Here is a 16,636-nt window from a genome sequence, read left to right on the forward strand (position 1 = left end):
GCAACTCCATGGCACTCCTTGATCTACCTCTCAAGCGCAAGCTGGCCAAACAAGAACAACCGGAAGACGCCCTGACGGGAACGCCGGTCTCCCGCTTTTCACGGCACCTGATTCTCTGCCTGGTGGGGCTGGTAATGCTCTATCCGCTCCTGTGGCTGGTTTCCAGTTCCATGAAGCCCAGCAACGACATCTTCCGGCAGCTGGGGCTGTGGCCGGAAAACTGGGACTTCTCCAACTATGCGCAGGGCTGGACCGCTCTGGACCAGCCGTTCCATGTGTACCTGATCAACTCGATGATCGTCGTGATCTTCTCCATCATCGGCAACATCTTCTCCTGCGCGCTGGCCGCCTACGCTTTCGCCCGGATGGAGTTCACCGGCCGGAAACTGTTCTTCGCACTCATGCTGGGAACACTGATGCTCCCGGGCCACGTACTCTTGGTCCCGCAGTACATCATCTTCTCCCAGTTGGGATGGCTGGATACCTACCTGCCGCTCATCGTTCCCAATTTCATGGCCACCAACGCATTCTTCATCTTCCTGATGGTCCAGTTCATGAAGTCGTTGCCCAAGGAACTGGACGATGCCGCCCAAATCGACGGCTGCGGCCCCTTCCGGACGTTCATTCGCGTGATTCTCCCCCTATGCGTTCCAGCCATGGCCACCACTGCAATCTTTACGTTCATTTCCACGTGGAACGAGTTCTTCGGCCCGTTGCTCTACATCCAAAACCAGGACCTTTACACAGTTCCCCTGGCGCTCCGCGCCTTCATGGACTCGGAAGGCCAAAGCATGTGGGGCCCCATGTTCGCCATGTCAGTGGTGTCCATCGCGCCGATCATCGGCTTCTTCATTGCAGGGCAGAAGTACCTCATCAACGGCATTGCCACCACCGGACTGAAATAGCTCCACCAACCAAGCAGACCCAAGCCTTACCCACCCAATAGGACAAGACAAAGGAGTTTTGCATGCGCCTGCGACGCCTACTCGGCGCGGCCACCGCCGTCGTCATTCTTGGAAGCCTTACCGCCGTGCCCGCACGGGCAGAACCTCAACACAGCGGCAGCGAATCCCCGGCCAGTGCAGCCGCCCTCTGGAAGCAGCTGCCGGATGGTTTCGCGGCGCTGCCCGGTAACGGACTCGCCGGGACCACCGGCGGACAGGCGGGGAGGCACGTCAGCGTCTCGTCGCTGGAAGAATTGCAAAGCTATGCGGCCGCCCCGGAGCCGCTGGTGATCTTCCTCAAAGGCAGCATCACCGCGCAGGACTACGTCAAGATTCCCGTCACGTCCAATAAGAGCTTCATCGGCATCGGTGCGGGTGTGGAACTGGTCAATGCGGGCTTCAAGCTCATCAACGTCTCCAACGTCATCTTCCGGAACTTCACAGTGCGCGACTCCTACATTCCCAGCGACTGGGACGGGAAGCGTCCGGACAATGATCGCGACGGGATCCAGCTGGATACCTCGCATCACGTGTGGGTAGACCACATGAAGTTTGAGCGCATGGGTGACGGCATGATCGACACCCGCAAGGACTCGGACTACCTGACGTACTCGTGGAATGTCTTCGCGGACAACAACAAAGCCCTGGGTGTGGGATGGACCAGCAACGCCGTCACCAAGATGACCATCCACCACAACTGGATCCGCAACACTGTCCAGCGGAACTTCAGCCTGGACAACACCGCCGCCGCACACGTCTACAACAACTACCTGCAGGACATCGGCCAGTACGGAATGATGGGCCGGAACGCTGCCAAGGTGGTTCTGGAAGGTAACTACTTCACCGCCGTGGCCGACCCTGTGGTGGCCAAGGACCAAGCCACGGAAATCGTCAACCGTGACAACATCTTTGATGCCACCCGTGGACGCAAGGACAACATCGGCGGCGCCTTCGACCCCACGCAGTTCTACGCCTACGCCAAGGATGACGCCGCGAAGGTTCCGGCACTGGTCACCTCAGGCGCCGGACCGCGTGAAAGCCAAGCGCCCAGTACGACGACGGACATCACCGTCGCGCTGGACGGCACCGGCGACTTCGGCAGCTTGCAGGCGGCGATCGGCTCAATTCCCGTGGGCAACACCCAACCGCGGACCATCACCATCAAGCCTGGTTTCTACCGGGAAATGGTGAACATCTGGGCTGACCGGCCCCACGTGACCCTCCAAGGAGCAACTGGTGACCCGGCCGACGTCGTGATTTCCTACGACACGCCAGCCAACGGCGCCAAGTTCTTCGGCGGAACCTGGGGCGCGGCCGGAAGTGCGACGCTCAACGTCCTTGCCGAGCAAACCACCGTCCGCAACCTCACCGTGGAGAATGCCTACGATGAGGCCACCAACGGCGGGAGCCAGGCCCTCGCGGTCCGGACCGTGGCCGACAAGGTAATTTTCGACAACACCAGGTTCCTCGGCAACCAAGACACCTACCTCGCGGACACCACCGGACGCGACGCGACCGCCCGAACCTACCTGAAGAACTGCTACATCGAGGGTGACGTGGACTTCCTCTACGGGCGTGGAACCGCAGTCTTTGACGGCTGCACCATCCACTCCCTGGACCGCGGCAGCGACACTAACAACGGCTACATCGTGGCTCCCAGCACCAAGAACTCCAACCCGTACGGCTTCCTGATCGTGGACAGCACCCTCACCTCCAACGCCGCACCCGGAACCGTCAGTTTGGGACGCCCTTGGTTTGCCAGCAGCGACCCCAACGCACACCCGATGGCCGTCATCCGCGACTCGAATCTGGGCAGTCACATCGCTGAGCAGGGCTGGTCCGATATGAGTGGGCACTCCTGGACAGAAGGACGCTTCGCTGAGTACAACAACACGGGACCCGGAGCGCACATCAACGGGTTCCACCCCCAACTCACGCCGCAGGAAGCCGTGAACTTCACCAAGGAGAAATTCCTCGGCGACTGGATCCCGGCGGCAGGTGCTTGAGATGGCGAAACCACAAGGCACGAACATTCGACGCCGGACCCTGCTTTCCGCAGGACTCGCTGCCGGCACGTTGGTCTCCACCGGCTTCTTCCACCCGGCAACTGCGGCGCCAGCCACGGAAGTTACGCCCTCCGGCGTCGGCCTCAACGGTTTCTATGAAGCCGGGCTGCCGGCAAACCGTGGGAAGGGCGGCGTCTGGACGGAGGCACCGGCGGGGTTTGCCGGCGTCGCGTCCCACGGCCGCGCAGGCACCACCGGAGGGGCCGGCGGCAGGCTGGTCCACGCCGCTACGCCAGACCAACTCCGCACGTACGCCAGCAGTGCCGAACCGCTGGTGGTGATCCTCCACGGTGAACTGGTCTTCGCGCAGTACGAGAAACTGACGGTGGCCTCCAACAAATCCTTCCTTGGCGCCGGCAGCGGAGCCGCAGTAGTGAACGCCGGTTTCAAACTCGTCAATGTCGCCAACGTCGTGTTTCGCAACTTCACTCTCCGGGACTCCTACATTCCCGGCGACTTTGCCGGGAAACGGCCGGACAACGACAGGGATGGAATCCAGATGGACACCAGCACCCACGTCTGGGTGGACCATATGCATTTCACCCGGTTGGGAGACGGCCTGGTGGATATCCGCAAGGACTGCGACAACGTCACCTTGTCCTGGAACGTCTTCTCGGACCACAACAAAGCCCTCGGAGAAGGATGGACCCAGAATGTGGTCACGCGGGTGACGCTGCATCACAACTGGATCCGGAACACGCACCAGCGCAACGCCAGTTTGGACAACACTGCGGCATCCCACGTCTACAACAACTATTTGGAGGACATTTCCAGCTACGGGATGTTGGGGCGGAACGCTGCCCTTCTGCTGGTGGAGGGAAACTACTTCCGGAATGTCCGGAATCCGCTTCACCATCAGGGTCCCGGGGGTGCCTTGGCTGCCCGCGATAACGTGTTTGACGAGTGCACCGGGAACACCGGCCAGGAACGGGGAGCGTCATTCGAGCCCACGTACCCGTATGACTTGACCCCAACAAGGGCGGTTCCCGCGCTGGTGCGTGCTTTCGGCGGGCCACTGGGAGGGACTGTTCCACCGCTCCGGAACGTGCTCACGGTGGCTTTGGACGGAACCGGCGACTTTGCCAGCATCCGTGCAGCCGTGGGTGCGATCCCGCCGAACAATGCCGGTGCTGTGACCGTGCTGGTGCAGCCCGGCGTCTATCACGAGCCGGCGGTTATCTGGGGCGACCGGCGCAATGTCACCCTCGCCGGGGCAACGGGAAACGCCGCGGATGTGGTCCTGACCAACAGCGAGGGTGTCACCCTGCTGGTGGCGGCGGACGGTACGACGCTGCGGGACCTGACTGTCACGTCCGATACCCCGCAGCCTGGCCACGTTTTGCACGTCACTGGAAAGGGCATCACCCGCAGCAACGTGACGGTGCTCAACGGTACATTCGGCTAACCCCCACTACATAGCAAAAGAGGCCGTCGTGAGCATTCACAACGGCCTCTTTTGCTACCTGCTTCGGTGTTACGCGTCGATGTCCGTGTTCACGATGTAAACATCGCACGGAGCACCGTGCGCAACGCTGTTGGCGATGCTGCCCAGGACGCGGCCCAAGCCTTTCATGCGCTTGTTGCCGACCACGATCAGCGAGGCGTTGTTGGTTTCCGCGTAGTTGATGAGGGCGTTGGCCGGGGTGCCGCGGGCAGCGAAGTATTTGATGTTGCCGGCGGGTACGTCCAGCTCCTCAGAGACCTTGCGGGCCACGTATTCGGCGGAGTCAGCCGAGGAGACCGTGATGCGGTCGCTGCCGCTGCCGAATTCTTCGATGCGGTCGTCCGAGAAGCCGCTGATCACGTGCAGTTCGGCACCGAGTGCCGTGGCGAGCTTCGCTGCTGCCACTGCTGCCCGCTTTGCCGTTTCGCTGTTGTCAACGCCGACCACAATTACTTCTGACATGAGTACTCCTGGTTGTGGGGATTCACTGGTTGGTGCTGCAAGAAATCTACACTCCATGGCTACACACCGGGGTGACCCTTTTGCGCCGGGAGTGTTTACAGGACGGATCCAGGGGTAGGGATAAAGCATCGGAACGATCAACCGACCGAAAGGCAGGACCATGAGCGACGCACCGTTTTCCCCGCAAACCGCCATCGTCACGGGATCGGATTCAGGCATCGGGCGGGCCACTGCGGTGGCGCTGGCCAAGGCCGGCATGGACGTGGGTATCACTTGGCACTCGGACCAGCAGGGCGCCGAGGACACGGCTGAGGAGGTCCGCAGCCTGGGGCGCAAGGCCGTGGTCCACCAACTGGACACCACCGATGTCCGCGGAACGGCGGCCACCGTGGAAACCCTCGCTGAAGAACTCGGTGGTGTGGATGTCTTCGTCAACAACTCCGGAACCGGCGACGGAACCAAGTTCCTGGACCTCGACTACGAAACCTGGATGACCACGCTGGACACCAACCTCAATGGGGCCTTCGTGGCCATGCAGACGGCAGCCAAGCGCATGGTGAAGGCGGGCCGAGGGGGACGCATCATCGCCGTCACCAGTGTCCACGAGTTCCAGCCCCGCGTTGGAGCCTCGGCTTACGATGCCTCCAAGCACGGCCTGGGCGGGCTCATCAAGACCATGGCGCTGGAACTCGCCGAGCACGGGATTACCGCCAACAACGTGGCCCCCGGCGAGATCGCGACTCCCATGACTGGCCAGGAAGACGAGGACCCCACCAAGAAGGAACGGCCAGGGGTGCCGCTGGGACGCCCCGGAGACGCACGCGAAATCGCAGCCGTCATCGCTTTCCTGGCGTCCCCGGCTTCCAGCTATGTCAACGGCGCGTCGTGGCCCGTGGACGGTGGAATGCTGCAAATGGGACCCCAGGCGGGCTCGCACATTACCAGCAACGACTGGCGTGAAAGCTGAGCGTCAACACCTCTGGCCGCACGGTGTTCCGTGGGCTAGGCTGCATGAACGGCCTGCCTGGCGGGCCGGATTTTCCAGAGATTCAGGGACGATGATGAGGAGCACCATGGCTGGCCACACATATAGCGTTTCCGAGATTGTAGGAACTTCCACCGAGGGCGTTGACGATGCGATCAAGAATGGCATCGCGACAGCCTCCCAGACATTGCGGCACCTGGACTGGTTTGAGGTCAAGGAGATCCGCGGCCACCTGGAGGACGGCGCAGTGGCCGACTGGCAGGTCACCATCAAGCTCGGTTTCAGGCTGGAGCGCTGACCGACCTCACCGCGAGTTGACAGTTAATGCCAATGTTTCTGGAAAACATTGGCATTAACTGTCGTCTCGGCGGGCGGGTTCGGGGACCTCGGCGTGGGTGCCCACGTCCCCAAAGTTCAGCAGCGTCAAAGCGTCCGACGACGGCGATCCCACCTTCGCTGAATAGACCCGAAGGAGCTGGTCGGGGTCGTCCGGGAGACTGAGTGTCTCAAAGTTCAGTTCCAGGTCTCCCACCACTGGGTGGTGCAAGCGCACGGTGCCTGCCGACCGCGTGGCCACCCTGTGCCCGGCCCACCACTGCCGGAAATGCTCACTGTTCACGGCCAACTCACCCACCAGTTGGTTGGTCTGGGGATCGTTCGGGTGGCGGCCAACATCCATTCGCAGTGCGCCTACAGCTTCCGCGGCCACGGTCTTCCAGTCCCTGAACAGCTCCCCGGCGGATGGATCCAGGATGATCCAGCGCGTCAGGTTCCGCTCAGGGGCCGGCAGCGCGGCGAAGTCTGCGAACAGCAGGTAGGCCATCCGGTTTCCGGCCAGGACGTCTGCGCGCCTGCCCAGCACCATGGCCGGAACATCCCCGACGGCGTCCAGCAACTGGCGCAGGGCCGGCCTCACCTTTTGCACGGGTCCTGGATTGCCGGCGGAACTGGCGCAGTGCTCCAGCAGGTCCATCATGTGCGCCTGTTCCCCGGCGTCAAGGCGGAGGGCCCGGGCCACAGAATCCAGCACGGCCTTGGAGGGGTGGATGTTCCTGCCCTGTTCCAGGCGCGTGTAGTAGTCGGTGCTCACGCCGGAGAGCCGGGCGACTTCCTCTCGCCGGAGCCCGGGCACGCGTCGGGAACCGCTGGACTCCTGCGCCCCGGCATCTTCGGGCGAGAGGCGGGCACGCATGACTTTGAGGAACTTACCGAACTCGGCGCTTTGACCCATCCGTCCATTCTGCCGCTCGCTGCGTGTGAAAGACCACCATTTTGGGTAGGACTACCAGACCTAGGAAAAACAGGATCAGGCTGGATTGCTGACTCTGCCACCAAAACTGCATAGGCTCAGTACAGAGCCTCCGAAAACGCTTTCTGGAACAGCAGCGTGGAGCGCCAGGCCATAACCATCCCGTCGAAGGAGACCGTCATGCCAGAGCTGACATTGAACAACGGCATCACCATCCCCCAGCTCGGATTCGGTGTGTTCCAAGTACCTGCCGATGAAACGCAGAAGGTAGTGGAAGACGCGCTGGAAGCCGGCTACCGCCACATCGACACCGCCGCCGCGTACCGCAACGAGGCTGGCGTGGGCGCCGCGATCGCCGCCTCGGGGATCCCCCGGGAGGACCTCTTCATCACCACCAAGCTCCGCAACGGCGAGCAAGGCGAAGCCTATGACGCCTTCCAGCGAAGCAGGGATGCCCTGGACCTCGAGGTCGTCGATCTCTACCTCATCCACTGGCCGGTCCCGTCGCAGGGGCTCTTCACGCAGGCGTGGAAGGAGATGGAGAAGCTGTACCAGGACAAGCAGATCCGGGCCATCGGCATCTCCAACTTCCTCCCGGACCACGTGGACACTCTGCTGAAGGAAGCGGATGTGGTGCCGGCCGTCAACCAGATCGAACTCCACCCCACATACCAGCAGGCCGAATTGGCCAACAAGTGCCGCGACCTGGGTATTGCCGTTGAGGCTTACAGCCCGTTGGGCCAGGGCAAGGACCTTAACGCGGAGCAAGTGGCCCTGGTGGCAGCTGCCCATGGCACTACTCCTGCACAGGTGATCCTGGCTTGGCATCTCGCGCAGGGAACCATCGTGATTCCCAAATCCGCAGACTCCGCCCGTATGCGCGAGAACTTCGGCGCAGCGGACCTCACCCTCACCGAATCCGAACTGGCAGCAATCACGGCACTGGAGGCGGGCGCCCGCATCGGTTCCGATCCCGCCGTCGCGGCCTTTACCCAGTTCTAAAACCCAACGAACAAAGGACTCAACAGCTATGCAGTACACGCATTTGGGCCGTTCCGGCCTTAAGGTTTCACGTCTCTGCCTGGGCACCATGAACTTCGGCCCGCAGACCGACGAGGCAACAGCCCACTCGATCATGGATTCCGCACTGGACTCCGGCATCAACTTCTTCGACACCGCCAACGTCTATGGCGGCACCGGCCACCGCGGCTGGACCGAGGAAATCATCGGCCGCTGGTTCGCCAAGGGCGGCGAGCGCCGCGAGCGGACCGTCCTTGCCACCAAGCTCTACGGCACCATGACGGACCGTCCCAACGAGTCCAAGTTGTCCGCCCTGAACATCCGGCGAGCCTTGGACGCGAGCCTCAAGCGCCTGCAGACGGACTACATCGACATCTACCAGTTCCACCACATCGACCGCGATACACCGTGGGACGAGATTTGGCAGGCCATTGAGGTGGGCGTCCAGCAGGGCAAGATCCTCTACTCGGGCAGCAGCAACTTTGCCGGTTGGCACATCGCCCAGGCGCAGGAAGCTGCCCGCAGGCGGAACTACACGGGCCTGGTCAGCGAGCAGTCCATCTACAACCTGTTCCGGCGTGAACTGGAGCTCGAGGTCATCCCGGCTGCGCAACAGTACGGCCTTGGTTTGATCCCGTGGTCGCCGCTGCAGGGCGGCTTGCTGGGTGGCGTGCTGAAGAAGGAAGAGCAGGGTGTCCGCCGCACTGAAGGACGGGCGCTTGAAACCCTCAAGAAGCACGAGGACCAGATCCGCCTGTACGAGGATTTCGCGGACGAACTGGGCCACACACCCGGCGACGTTGCGCTGGCTTGGCTGCTTCACCAGCCTGCCGTGACGGCTCCGATCGTTGGGCCGCGAACCCAGGAGCAACTGGACGCAGCCATCCGCGCACTGGACGTTTCCCTGAACGAGGACGCCCTCAAGCGCCTCGACGACATCTTCCCGGGCCACCGCCCCGCCCCCGAAGACTACGCCTGGTGAGTAATCTCCTCCCCGTCAGCCTGGGAACGGCGGCGGACACCGTCTCGCCGCGGAACATCCTGTTCATCGGCGGGACCGGGGTCATCAGTGCGACGGCGGCTGAACGCGCCGTCGCACTGGGCCACCGTCTGACCCTCCTCAACAGGGGACGGTCAGCCGGTCGGCCGGTTCCCGATGGCGCCGAAGTACTGCACGCGGATATCCGCGATCCGCAGGCCGTGCGTGAGGTACTTAAGGGAAGGGAGTTCGACGCCGTTGCGGACTTCATCTCCTTCACCCCGGATCAGGCGCGGGCCGGTTTGGAGATGTTCCGCGGGCGGACGGGTCAGTACGTCTTCATCAGCTCCGCTTCGGCTTACCAAAAGCCGCCCACGACGCTGCCCATCCGGGAATCCACACCTTTGAAGAATCCGTTCTGGAAGTACTCGCAGGACAAGATCGCCTGCGAAAACCTACTGTTTGAGGCTTATCGCGAGCAGGACTTCCCTTTGACGGTGGTGCGGCCTTCCCACACTTACGATCGGACCAAGATCGCCATGGTGGGCGGCTGGACTGACATCCACCGGATGCGTGCCGGGATGCCGATCATGGTGCACGGAGACGGGACCTCGCTCTGGACGCTGACGCACAGCCGGGACTTCGCCAAGGCTTTTGTTGGACTTCTGGGCAGGCCGCAGGCTGTGGGCGAGAGCTACACGATCACCTCGGACGAGTACCTGCCCTGGAACCAGATCTACCGCCTGTTCGCCCGTGCCGCCGGAGTTCCGGAACCCGAGCTGTTCCACGTTTCCTCGGAGACCATCGCAGCCCACAGCCCGGAACTCGGACCCAACCTGCTCGGTGACCGCTCGCACTCCGTAATTTTCGACAACACCAAGATCAAGGCACTCGTTCCTGACTACCGGGCCACCATCCCGTTCGCGGATGGGGCCAGGGAAATCGTCGAGTGGCATGATCAGCATCCCGAGCTTCAGGTAGTGAAGGAAGACTTCATGGAGTTGAGTGATCGGCTGTATGACTGGTCGCGACGGTAGCTGTTGCCAAGCAGCAAGCGGCCAGCGTAGAAACAAAGAAAACCGGAGGAGACCCAGCCCATGACACGTGCACCGCTTATCGAACTCAACGACGGCCACAAGATCCCACAGCTCGGGCTGGGCACCTGGCCCCTGAATGATGCCCAGGTGGAGGACGCCGTGGTGGAGGCGGTGGCGCACGGCTACCGGCACATAGACACCGCGAAGAAGTACGGCAACGAGAAGGGCGTGGGCAACGGCATCCGCACGTGCGGGGTGGATCGAGGGGAGCTCTTCATCACCACCAAGCTCGATGGCGAATTCCAGGGTTCCGGCAAGGCTGTTGCCGGGCTGGACGGATCCTTGGAACGTCTGGGGCTGGACTACGTGGACCTGCTCCTCATCCACTGGCCGCTCCCCCGCCGCGACGAATTCGTGTCCACGTGGAAGACCTTTGAGGAACTTCAAGCGTCAGGGAAGGTACGGTCCATTGGTGTTTCAAATTTCAAGCCGGCGCACCTTGACCGGCTGTTCCGCGAAACCGACGTTGTGCCGGCAGTGAATCAGATCCAGGTGAGCCCCTCCATCCCAAGGCCTGCCGCGAGGGCCTTCAACGAACGCAACGGAATCATCACAGAGTCCTACAGCCCGTTGGGTGCCAGCAGTGACCTTCTGAACGCTCCGGTGTTGGCCAGCATCGGCGGGAAGCACGGAAAGACACCGGGCCAGGTGGTTCTTCGCTGGCACGTTCAGCAAGGACTGGTAGCCATTCCCAAGACAGCAAACCCTCAGCGCATGCAGGAGAACCTGGACGTCTTCGACTTCGAACTGGACCAGGACGACCTCACCAGGTTGCAGACCCTCGACGCCGGTCCGGACGCGGGCGTCGACTCTGACGTTCAGGGGCACTGACGGTGGGAACACTGATCTGGGCCGGCTGCTACACGGCTGACAGGAACGGAAAGGGCGAGGGCATCACGGCGCTCTCTGCGGACGACCATGGGAAGCTAACGTCCCTTGGCGTGGCCGTCGAGGCCAATTCACCGTCTTTCCTGGCGTTGCACCCAACGCTTCCCGTGGTTTATGCCGTGGCGGAGGAAGGCAAGACGGTGCGGGCGTATCGCCGAACCAGCGACGCCACTCTGGAGGCCTTCGGTGAACCCTGGCCCGCCGGCGAGGCCACGTGCCACGTCGCTGCAGATCCACAGGGACGCTTCATCGTGGCCACCTGCTGGGGCGACGGCCAGGTCATTCTCTACGAACTGGACAACGACGGCGGCATCACCTCGCGCACAACCGCGGTGGCCGCCGTCGATCCCCACTCCACGGCACCCGTCGACGATGAGCGGCCCAGCCGCGCGCATTCCAGCCTGATGCTCCCGGACGGACGGGTGATGACAACTGACCTTGGGCATGACCTGGTCCGCGTGTGGCAGTACATACCGGGCGAAGGCCTGCAGCCTGACCATCAGGTGATCCTGCCCAAGGGTTCGGGCCCCAGGCATATGGCCCGCCACCACAGCGGAACCGTCTTTGTGGATACCGAGTACTCGGTGGAGGTGGCGACCGTCCGGATGGAACCGGACGGAACGTACGAGCTTACGGCGATCGTTCCGGCCAGCGTCAACAAGCCGTTCGACGGCGACTCCGGGGCCGAGATCGCGTTGTCCCCGGACGGCCGATTCGCGTACATGGGGGTGCGCGGCAGCAACCGTATTTGCATCCTGAAGGTGTCACACAATGGCAGCGAGCTGGAGCCCCTCGCGGACGTCCCATGCGGCGGCGATTGGCCGCGACATCACCTGGTCCGCGAAGGCTGGCTGTACGTGGCCAACGAAGGTTCCAACGACGTCGTGAGTTTCAGTCTGGACCCGGACACCGGGCTGCCGGACGGCCCCGTCAGCCGAGTGGAAACCGGCTCACCCAGTGCGCTGGTGCTGGCCGGTTAACTGACGCCGAGACGGCACTTAATGACAATCATCCGCTCAGACATTGTCATTACTTGCCATCTCGGCGGGTCTTTAGACGGACCAGACCTCGACGTCGTCCGTGCCGCAGATCAACTTGCGACCCGTCGGTTCGAGGACCACCCAGAGCAGTTCCTGGTGCTTGGAAACATCGTCAACGCGACCCGTTCCGGCACCCCATGCGACGTCGTAAATCCACACCGGATCACCGGCGCTGAGGTCGGCCCACTCCGCTGCGGGCACGTGCCGGTAGTCGGCTGGCCTGTTCAGGATGGTGCTGGTCATGCCGACACTTCAGCGGCAGTTCGCCGCCGCCAGACCGTGGCCACGCCGTTGTGGGCCGGAAGCAAGTGGCCTTCAGCGAAAACCTGGACGGCGTCCGGATCGGAATCGGGGCTCCACAGGCCTGACGCCGGGCAGTGGGAACCAGTAGGCATGACGCGGGTGGCTCGTTCGCGCAGGAGGGCGATGCTCTTCATCGTTGAAACTCATCCTTGGGGATAGATCGGGGCACTGCGTGGTGTGAAGCAGATCTCTTCAACCCTATGCAAGTCACGTGGGCTTGGTTATGGGCAAATGCATAACGTTTTCGAGTGAAGCCATGCAGGGGCACAGTGAAAAACAGGCGCGATTTCAGCTAGAAGAACTGCAAGCGCTTCCAACTCTGAAGAACTTACCCGATTCTTCACATCACGTAATCCCAATAATTCGTAGATTAAGCGAACGGAAGCGCTTACAGTTGTGACTTGTCCCACAGCACTGTCGCTTAGCGGAAGGTTCCATCACTTGTTATCTCGCAGCTATAGATCCCACGCCAGCCACCTCCCCTACCAGCGCCACCCCCTTGGGCGCGTAGTCGCCGTCGTACTTACGACGGCGGCACTCACCGCCGCCGCGGTCCTCCCCGCGAGCGCCGCTGCCTCCACCAAAAAGCCCGCGCCCGACCCCGCTGCCCAGCACTCGGTCCGAGGCGGCGTCAGCGATCAGAACTTCTACTTCGTTATGGCGGACCGCTTCAGCAACGGCACCACAAGCAACGACGACGGCGGGCTGGGTCCTGATCCGATGGTGTCCGGCTTCGATCCCACCCGCAAAGGGTTCTTCAACGGCGGCGACCTGAAGGGCCTGCAAGACCAGCTGGACTACATCCAGGGCATGGGCACCAACGCCCTCTGGCTCACTCCCAGCTTCAAGAACAAGGCCGTACAAGGTGACGGAACACTGGGGAACAGCTCCGCCGGGTATCACGGGTATTGGGTTACCGACTTCACCCAGATCGATCCCCACCTGGGCACCAACGCCGAGCTCAAGACGCTCATCGATGCCGCCCACGCCCGCGGCATGAAGGTGTACTTCGACATCATCACCAATCACACCGCGGACGTCATCCAGTACCAGGAGACGTCCTCGGCTCCGTACATTTCCAAGGAAACCGAGCCCTACCGCACCGCCGCGGGCGAGGTCTTCGATGACCGCGATTACGCCGGGACGCAGGACTTCCCTGCCTTGGACGCGGCCACGTCGTTCCCCTATACGCCCGTAGTCCCCGCGGCTGAGAAGGACATCAAGATTCCTTCCTGGCTGAACGACCCCACGCTCTATCACAACCGCGGCAACACCAACTTTGCCGGCGAAGATTCCCTGTACGGCGACTTCTTCGGACTGGATGACCTGTTCACCGAGAACCCCAAGGTGGTCAACGGGATGATGGACGTCTACAAAACATGGATCCGTGACTTCGGTATCGACGGTTTCCGGATCGACACCATGAAGCATGTCAACGACGAGTTCTGGCAGCAGTTCGGCCCCCAGGTGCTCAGCTACGCCAAGGAGCAGGGCAAGGACGAGTTCTTCATGTTCGGCGAAGTCTTCGATACCTCCAAGACCGTCACATCCAAGTTCACCACCAAAAACAAGATGCAGGCCGTGTTGGACTTCGGCTTCCAAGGTGCAGCCCGCAGCTTCGCGTCCCAAGGCAGCAAGGCCAGCGGCTTGGCGGACTTCTTCGACGGAGACGATTGGTACACGGATGCCGATTCCAACGTCTACCAACTGCCCACATTCCTGGGTAACCATGACATGGGCCGCATCGGCACCTTTATCGCCCAGGACAACCCGGGAGCATCCGACGCGGAACTGGTGGAGCGCGACGAACTGGCCCATGAGCTGATGTACTTCTCGCGCGGCAACCCGGTGATCTATTACGGCGATGAGCAGGGTTTCACCGGCGCCGGCGGGGACCAGGACTCGAGGCAGACCATGTTCGCCAGCAAGGTCCAGGAGTATTTGGATGACGACCTTTTGGGAACCAACGCCACTCACGCCACGGACAACTTCAACACCGAGCACCCGCTGTACAAGAAGATCAGCGAGCTCGCGGCACTCGCAGCAGACCACCCCACGCTCCGCACCGGTGCCCAGCAAGACCGCTACGCCGCTGATGGGGCCGGGATCTATGCCTTCTCACGCATCGACGCCAAGGAACAGCGTGAGTACATCGTGGCTGTGAACAACAGCGAGACCGCACAGACCGCGGTGATCCCAACGTATGAAGCGAAACAGCCGTTCAAGCTGGTCTACGGTGAGGCCGCCAAGAACGCCAAGTCCGGGCAGGACGCGAAGCTGGCTGTCACCGTCCCGCCGCTTTCCGCAGTGGTTTATGAAGCAGCGGGGCGACTCGCCACATCGAAGGCCGCGCCCGCCGTCGTACTCAAGAAGCCGGTCACGGCGGCTGGGGACGCCACCCGCCAGAAGGTGACGGCCGACGTCGACGGTAACTCGTTCTATGAGGTCACCTTCCAAGCGCGTACTGCAGGTGGCGACTGGGCGTCGATCGGCACGGACGACAACGCGCCGTACCAGGTGTTCCACGACGTCTCGTCGCTGGAGTCCGGCACGTCCGTGGAGTACCGCGCTGTGGTGCTGGACAACCGCGGGCAGACGTCCGCCAGTGAGCCGCGCAGCGGTGTGGTGGGAGAACCGACGCAGCCTGAGACAGTCACTGTGGCCGGCAGCCTCAACACCGAACTCGGTTGCGCCGAAGACTGGCAGCCGTCCTGCGAGCAGGGGCTCATGAGCTATGAGCCGACGCACCGACTCTGGCAGCTGAATGTCCCCAACCTGCCCGCGGGCACGTACGAATTCAAGGCCGCACTCAACGGCACGTGGGACGAAAACTATGGCGCGGGTGGCGAGTTGAATGGCCCCAACGTGGTGCTCACGCACCCTGGCGGCGCCGCCACCTTCCTGTACGACCACGCCACCAACGTGATCAGCGCGGTCACCGCGGGCCCGCAGCCAGCGGCCGTCTCGGTACCCGGCAGCCTGAATTCGGAGCTTGGCTGCTCGGGCGACTGGATGCCGGACTGCGCCCAGGCGCAGCTGCAGCTGGACCCGGCGGATGGGATCTGGAAGCTGTCAGTGCCCAACCTGGCCGCCGGCAGTTACGAGTTCAAAGCCGCCATCAACGGCTCCTGGGCTGAGAACTACGGTCTCGGCGGCGCCCCGAACGGCAGCAACATCGCCTTGAAGCACGACGGCGGCCCGGTCACCTTCCGGTACGACCCCGCCGGCCATCTGGTCACCGTCCGCTAACCCAAGCTGGCCCCAGCAAACGTCGCTCCGGGCTGCCAGCTGCCGGGCTGCCAGCTGCCGGGCTGCCAGCTGTACCTGGAGCACGGAAATACCTTGGACGTTGTGAGCGCAGCCGTCATTGGCCCGGCCGATGACGGCTGCGCGGCCACCCAAACACGTCCTGTCCTTTGCTGTTCGCTTGTCAGGCCCCGATGGCGGTGATGGCGCAGTGGTTGATGGGGGGGGACCCTGCAGCTGTTATCGGGGTGCCCGGCTCATTGAATGGACAGTGGGCCCACCCGGAATCACAGTGGTGTCCGTGACAAGGAAACCAAGGCGTCTGTAAAGGCGCACGTTACGCTCGTCCGAGGTTTCAAGCACCACGGCACCTGCCTCTCGGTCTATTCGCGTGAGACCCTCCGAGGCCACGGCCGTGCCCAGCCCTTTGCCTTGATGTGCCGGGTCTACGCCCACGGTGGCCAAGGTCCACGCCGGCCCCTTTGGCTGGGGCAAGCTCAGATCAATCAACGCGGTGGCTCGAGAACCCAGCAGTTCCAGAACTTCGATCTGCATATCGGGACCAGGTTCGGGCGCATCAGGACGAAGGAATGCAGCGACGGAGCGCAGTTGTTCATCCACCAGGACCAACCCATGGGTAAGCGCATGTCCCAGGTAGAGGTACTGCAGCCGTTCGAGTCTCTGTTCATAATCAACGTCAGGAATCGACCATCTCGTCCAAGGGTAAGTCTCAAAGGCAAGGCCAAGTACTCGGGCAGCAACCCTGAGGTCTGCGCCGGTTGCCTGGCGAACCATATCGGTCATGAGAAATACTCCTAGCGAATAAAGGCCTTCTGCCAAAGTACCTGAGATGACGGCAGCACCAGTCAAGGTCCCCTCAGGGGACAGCAAACGTCGCTCGGGGCTGCCAGAG

General features: G+C 62.5%; 16 protein-coding genes. 11 read left to right on the forward strand and 5 right to left on the reverse strand.

Annotation, left to right across the window (positions count from 1 at the left end):
* Positions 1 to 8 precede the first annotated feature (8 nt).
* The 3 genes from ACR30Z_RS10525 (at position 9) to ACR30Z_RS10535 (ending at position 4,415) form a co-directional block, all read left to right on the forward strand.
* Positions 9 to 905, forward strand: a complete 897-nt coding sequence (locus ACR30Z_RS10525; protein ID WP_144652635.1) for a carbohydrate ABC transporter permease — start codon at positions 9 to 11, stop codon at positions 903 to 905.
* Between the two features lie 62 nt (positions 906 to 967).
* Positions 968 to 2,950 carry a pectinesterase family protein gene (locus ACR30Z_RS10530; RefSeq protein WP_434372502.1) on the forward strand — a complete coding sequence of 661 codons (1,983 nt, stop codon included), beginning with the start codon at positions 968 to 970 and terminating at the stop codon, positions 2,948 to 2,950.
* 1 nt (position 2,951) lies between these two features.
* Complete coding sequence (locus ACR30Z_RS10535) at positions 2,952 to 4,415, forward strand: pectinesterase family protein (RefSeq protein ID WP_434372503.1); 1,464 nt, start codon at positions 2,952 to 2,954, stop codon at positions 4,413 to 4,415.
* Between the two features lie 69 nt (positions 4,416 to 4,484).
* Here ACR30Z_RS10535 and ACR30Z_RS10540 read toward each other — a convergent pair whose 3' ends face one another.
* The gene (locus tag ACR30Z_RS10540; protein WP_144652638.1) at positions 4,485 to 4,916 is read right to left on the reverse strand and encodes a universal stress protein; all 432 of its coding nucleotides are present in this window, start codon (positions 4,914 to 4,916) and stop codon (positions 4,485 to 4,487) included.
* Between the two features lie 160 nt (positions 4,917 to 5,076).
* Here ACR30Z_RS10540 and ACR30Z_RS10545 point away from each other — a divergent pair, with 160 nt between their 5' ends.
* Together ACR30Z_RS10545 and ACR30Z_RS10550 are read left to right on the forward strand one after the other, a co-directional pair.
* Positions 5,077 to 5,883, forward strand: coding sequence for an SDR family oxidoreductase (locus ACR30Z_RS10545; RefSeq protein WP_434372504.1), 807 nt, complete (start codon positions 5,077 to 5,079; stop codon positions 5,881 to 5,883).
* Between the two features lie 106 nt (positions 5,884 to 5,989).
* Positions 5,990 to 6,199: a dodecin gene (locus tag ACR30Z_RS10550; protein WP_144652640.1), complete on the forward strand. Its 210-nt coding sequence runs from the start codon at positions 5,990 to 5,992 to the stop codon at positions 6,197 to 6,199.
* Between the two features lie 54 nt (positions 6,200 to 6,253).
* On the opposite strand, the gene ACR30Z_RS10555 is transcribed toward ACR30Z_RS10550, so the two are convergent.
* The gene (locus tag ACR30Z_RS10555; protein WP_144652641.1) at positions 6,254 to 7,132 is read right to left on the reverse strand and encodes a helix-turn-helix transcriptional regulator; all 879 of its coding nucleotides are present in this window, start codon (positions 7,130 to 7,132) and stop codon (positions 6,254 to 6,256) included.
* A 198-nt stretch (positions 7,133 to 7,330) separates the two neighbouring features.
* Between ACR30Z_RS10555 and ACR30Z_RS10560 the strand changes: the two genes are divergently transcribed.
* From ACR30Z_RS10560 to ACR30Z_RS10580, 5 genes are read left to right on the forward strand one after another with little or no spacing between them, the layout of a single operon-like run.
* Positions 7,331 to 8,152, forward strand: a complete 822-nt coding sequence (locus tag ACR30Z_RS10560; protein ID WP_434372505.1) for an aldo/keto reductase — start codon at positions 7,331 to 7,333, stop codon at positions 8,150 to 8,152.
* A 28-nt stretch (positions 8,153 to 8,180) separates the two neighbouring features.
* Positions 8,181 to 9,152: an aldo/keto reductase gene (locus ACR30Z_RS10565; RefSeq protein ID WP_434372506.1), complete on the forward strand. Its 972-nt coding sequence runs from the start codon at positions 8,181 to 8,183 to the stop codon at positions 9,150 to 9,152.
* Entirely contained in the window at positions 9,149 to 10,186 is a 1,038-nt protein-coding gene (locus ACR30Z_RS10570; protein ID WP_434372508.1) for an SDR family oxidoreductase, read from the forward strand. The genes ACR30Z_RS10565 and ACR30Z_RS10570 overlap by 4 nt, the downstream gene beginning before the upstream one ends.
* 60 nt (positions 10,187 to 10,246) lie before the next feature.
* The gene (locus tag ACR30Z_RS10575; RefSeq protein ID WP_144652645.1) at positions 10,247 to 11,077 is read left to right on the forward strand and encodes an aldo/keto reductase; all 831 of its coding nucleotides are present in this window, start codon (positions 10,247 to 10,249) and stop codon (positions 11,075 to 11,077) included.
* Positions 11,078 to 11,091: 14 nt separating this feature from the next.
* Entirely contained in the window at positions 11,092 to 12,114 is a 1,023-nt protein-coding gene (locus ACR30Z_RS10580; RefSeq protein ID WP_144652678.1) for a lactonase family protein, read from the forward strand.
* Between the two features lie 72 nt (positions 12,115 to 12,186).
* Here ACR30Z_RS10580 and ACR30Z_RS10585 read toward each other — a convergent pair whose 3' ends face one another.
* Positions 12,187 to 12,417, reverse strand: a complete 231-nt coding sequence (locus ACR30Z_RS10585; RefSeq protein WP_144652646.1) for a hypothetical protein — start codon at positions 12,415 to 12,417, stop codon at positions 12,187 to 12,189.
* Complete coding sequence (locus ACR30Z_RS10590; RefSeq protein ID WP_434372509.1) at positions 12,414 to 12,611, reverse strand: hypothetical protein; 198 nt, start codon at positions 12,609 to 12,611, stop codon at positions 12,414 to 12,416. The genes ACR30Z_RS10585 and ACR30Z_RS10590 overlap by 4 nt, the downstream gene beginning before the upstream one ends.
* A gap of 307 nt (positions 12,612 to 12,918) precedes the next feature.
* Between ACR30Z_RS10590 and ACR30Z_RS10595 the strand changes: the two genes are divergently transcribed.
* Complete coding sequence (locus ACR30Z_RS10595) at positions 12,919 to 15,726, forward strand: alpha-amylase family glycosyl hydrolase (RefSeq protein WP_434372510.1); 2,808 nt, start codon at positions 12,919 to 12,921, stop codon at positions 15,724 to 15,726.
* A 237-nt stretch (positions 15,727 to 15,963) separates the two neighbouring features.
* On the opposite strand, the gene ACR30Z_RS10600 is transcribed toward ACR30Z_RS10595, so the two are convergent.
* Positions 15,964 to 16,527 (reverse strand): GNAT family N-acetyltransferase, encoded by a 564-nt coding sequence (locus ACR30Z_RS10600; RefSeq protein WP_434372512.1) that lies wholly within the window; start codon positions 16,525 to 16,527, stop codon positions 15,964 to 15,966.
* Positions 16,528 to 16,636 lie beyond the last annotated feature (109 nt).

It is taken from the genome of Paenarthrobacter sp. FR1, from assembly GCF_051106045.1.
Lineage (GTDB): Bacteria > Actinomycetota > Actinomycetes > Actinomycetales > Micrococcaceae > Arthrobacter > Arthrobacter nitroguajacolicus_A.

Excerpts from the sequence above, each read along its gene's own strand:
- ACR30Z_RS10565 (WP_434372506.1), top strand. The coding sequence starts at position 8,181 with ATGCAGTACACGCATTTGGGCCGTTCCGGCCTTAAGGTTTCACGTCTC.
- ACR30Z_RS10525 (WP_144652635.1), top strand. The coding sequence starts at position 9 with ATGGCACTCCTTGATCTACCTCTCAAGCGCAAGCTGGCCAAACAAGAA.
- ACR30Z_RS10540 (WP_144652638.1), bottom strand. The coding sequence starts at position 4,916 with ATGTCAGAAGTAATTGTGGTCGGCGTTGACAACAGCGAAACGGCAAAG.
- ACR30Z_RS10560 (WP_434372505.1), top strand. The coding sequence starts at position 7,331 with ATGCCAGAGCTGACATTGAACAACGGCATCACCATCCCCCAGCTCGGA.
- ACR30Z_RS10550 (WP_144652640.1), top strand. The coding sequence starts at position 5,990 with ATGGCTGGCCACACATATAGCGTTTCCGAGATTGTAGGAACTTCCACC.
- ACR30Z_RS10545 (WP_434372504.1), top strand. The coding sequence starts at position 5,077 with ATGAGCGACGCACCGTTTTCCCCGCAAACCGCCATCGTCACGGGATCG.
- ACR30Z_RS10575 (WP_144652645.1), top strand. The coding sequence starts at position 10,247 with ATGACACGTGCACCGCTTATCGAACTCAACGACGGCCACAAGATCCCA.
- ACR30Z_RS10535 (WP_434372503.1), top strand. The coding sequence starts at position 2,952 with ATGGCGAAACCACAAGGCACGAACATTCGACGCCGGACCCTGCTTTCC.
- ACR30Z_RS10555 (WP_144652641.1), bottom strand. The coding sequence starts at position 7,132 with ATGGGTCAAAGCGCCGAGTTCGGTAAGTTCCTCAAAGTCATGCGTGCC.
- ACR30Z_RS10590 (WP_434372509.1), bottom strand. The coding sequence starts at position 12,611 with ATGAAGAGCATCGCCCTCCTGCGCGAACGAGCCACCCGCGTCATGCCT.
- ACR30Z_RS10600 (WP_434372512.1), bottom strand. The coding sequence starts at position 16,527 with ATGACCGATATGGTTCGCCAGGCAACCGGCGCAGACCTCAGGGTTGCT.
- ACR30Z_RS10530 (WP_434372502.1), top strand. The coding sequence starts at position 968 with ATGCGCCTGCGACGCCTACTCGGCGCGGCCACCGCCGTCGTCATTCTT.
- ACR30Z_RS10585 (WP_144652646.1), bottom strand. The coding sequence starts at position 12,417 with ATGACCAGCACCATCCTGAACAGGCCAGCCGACTACCGGCACGTGCCC.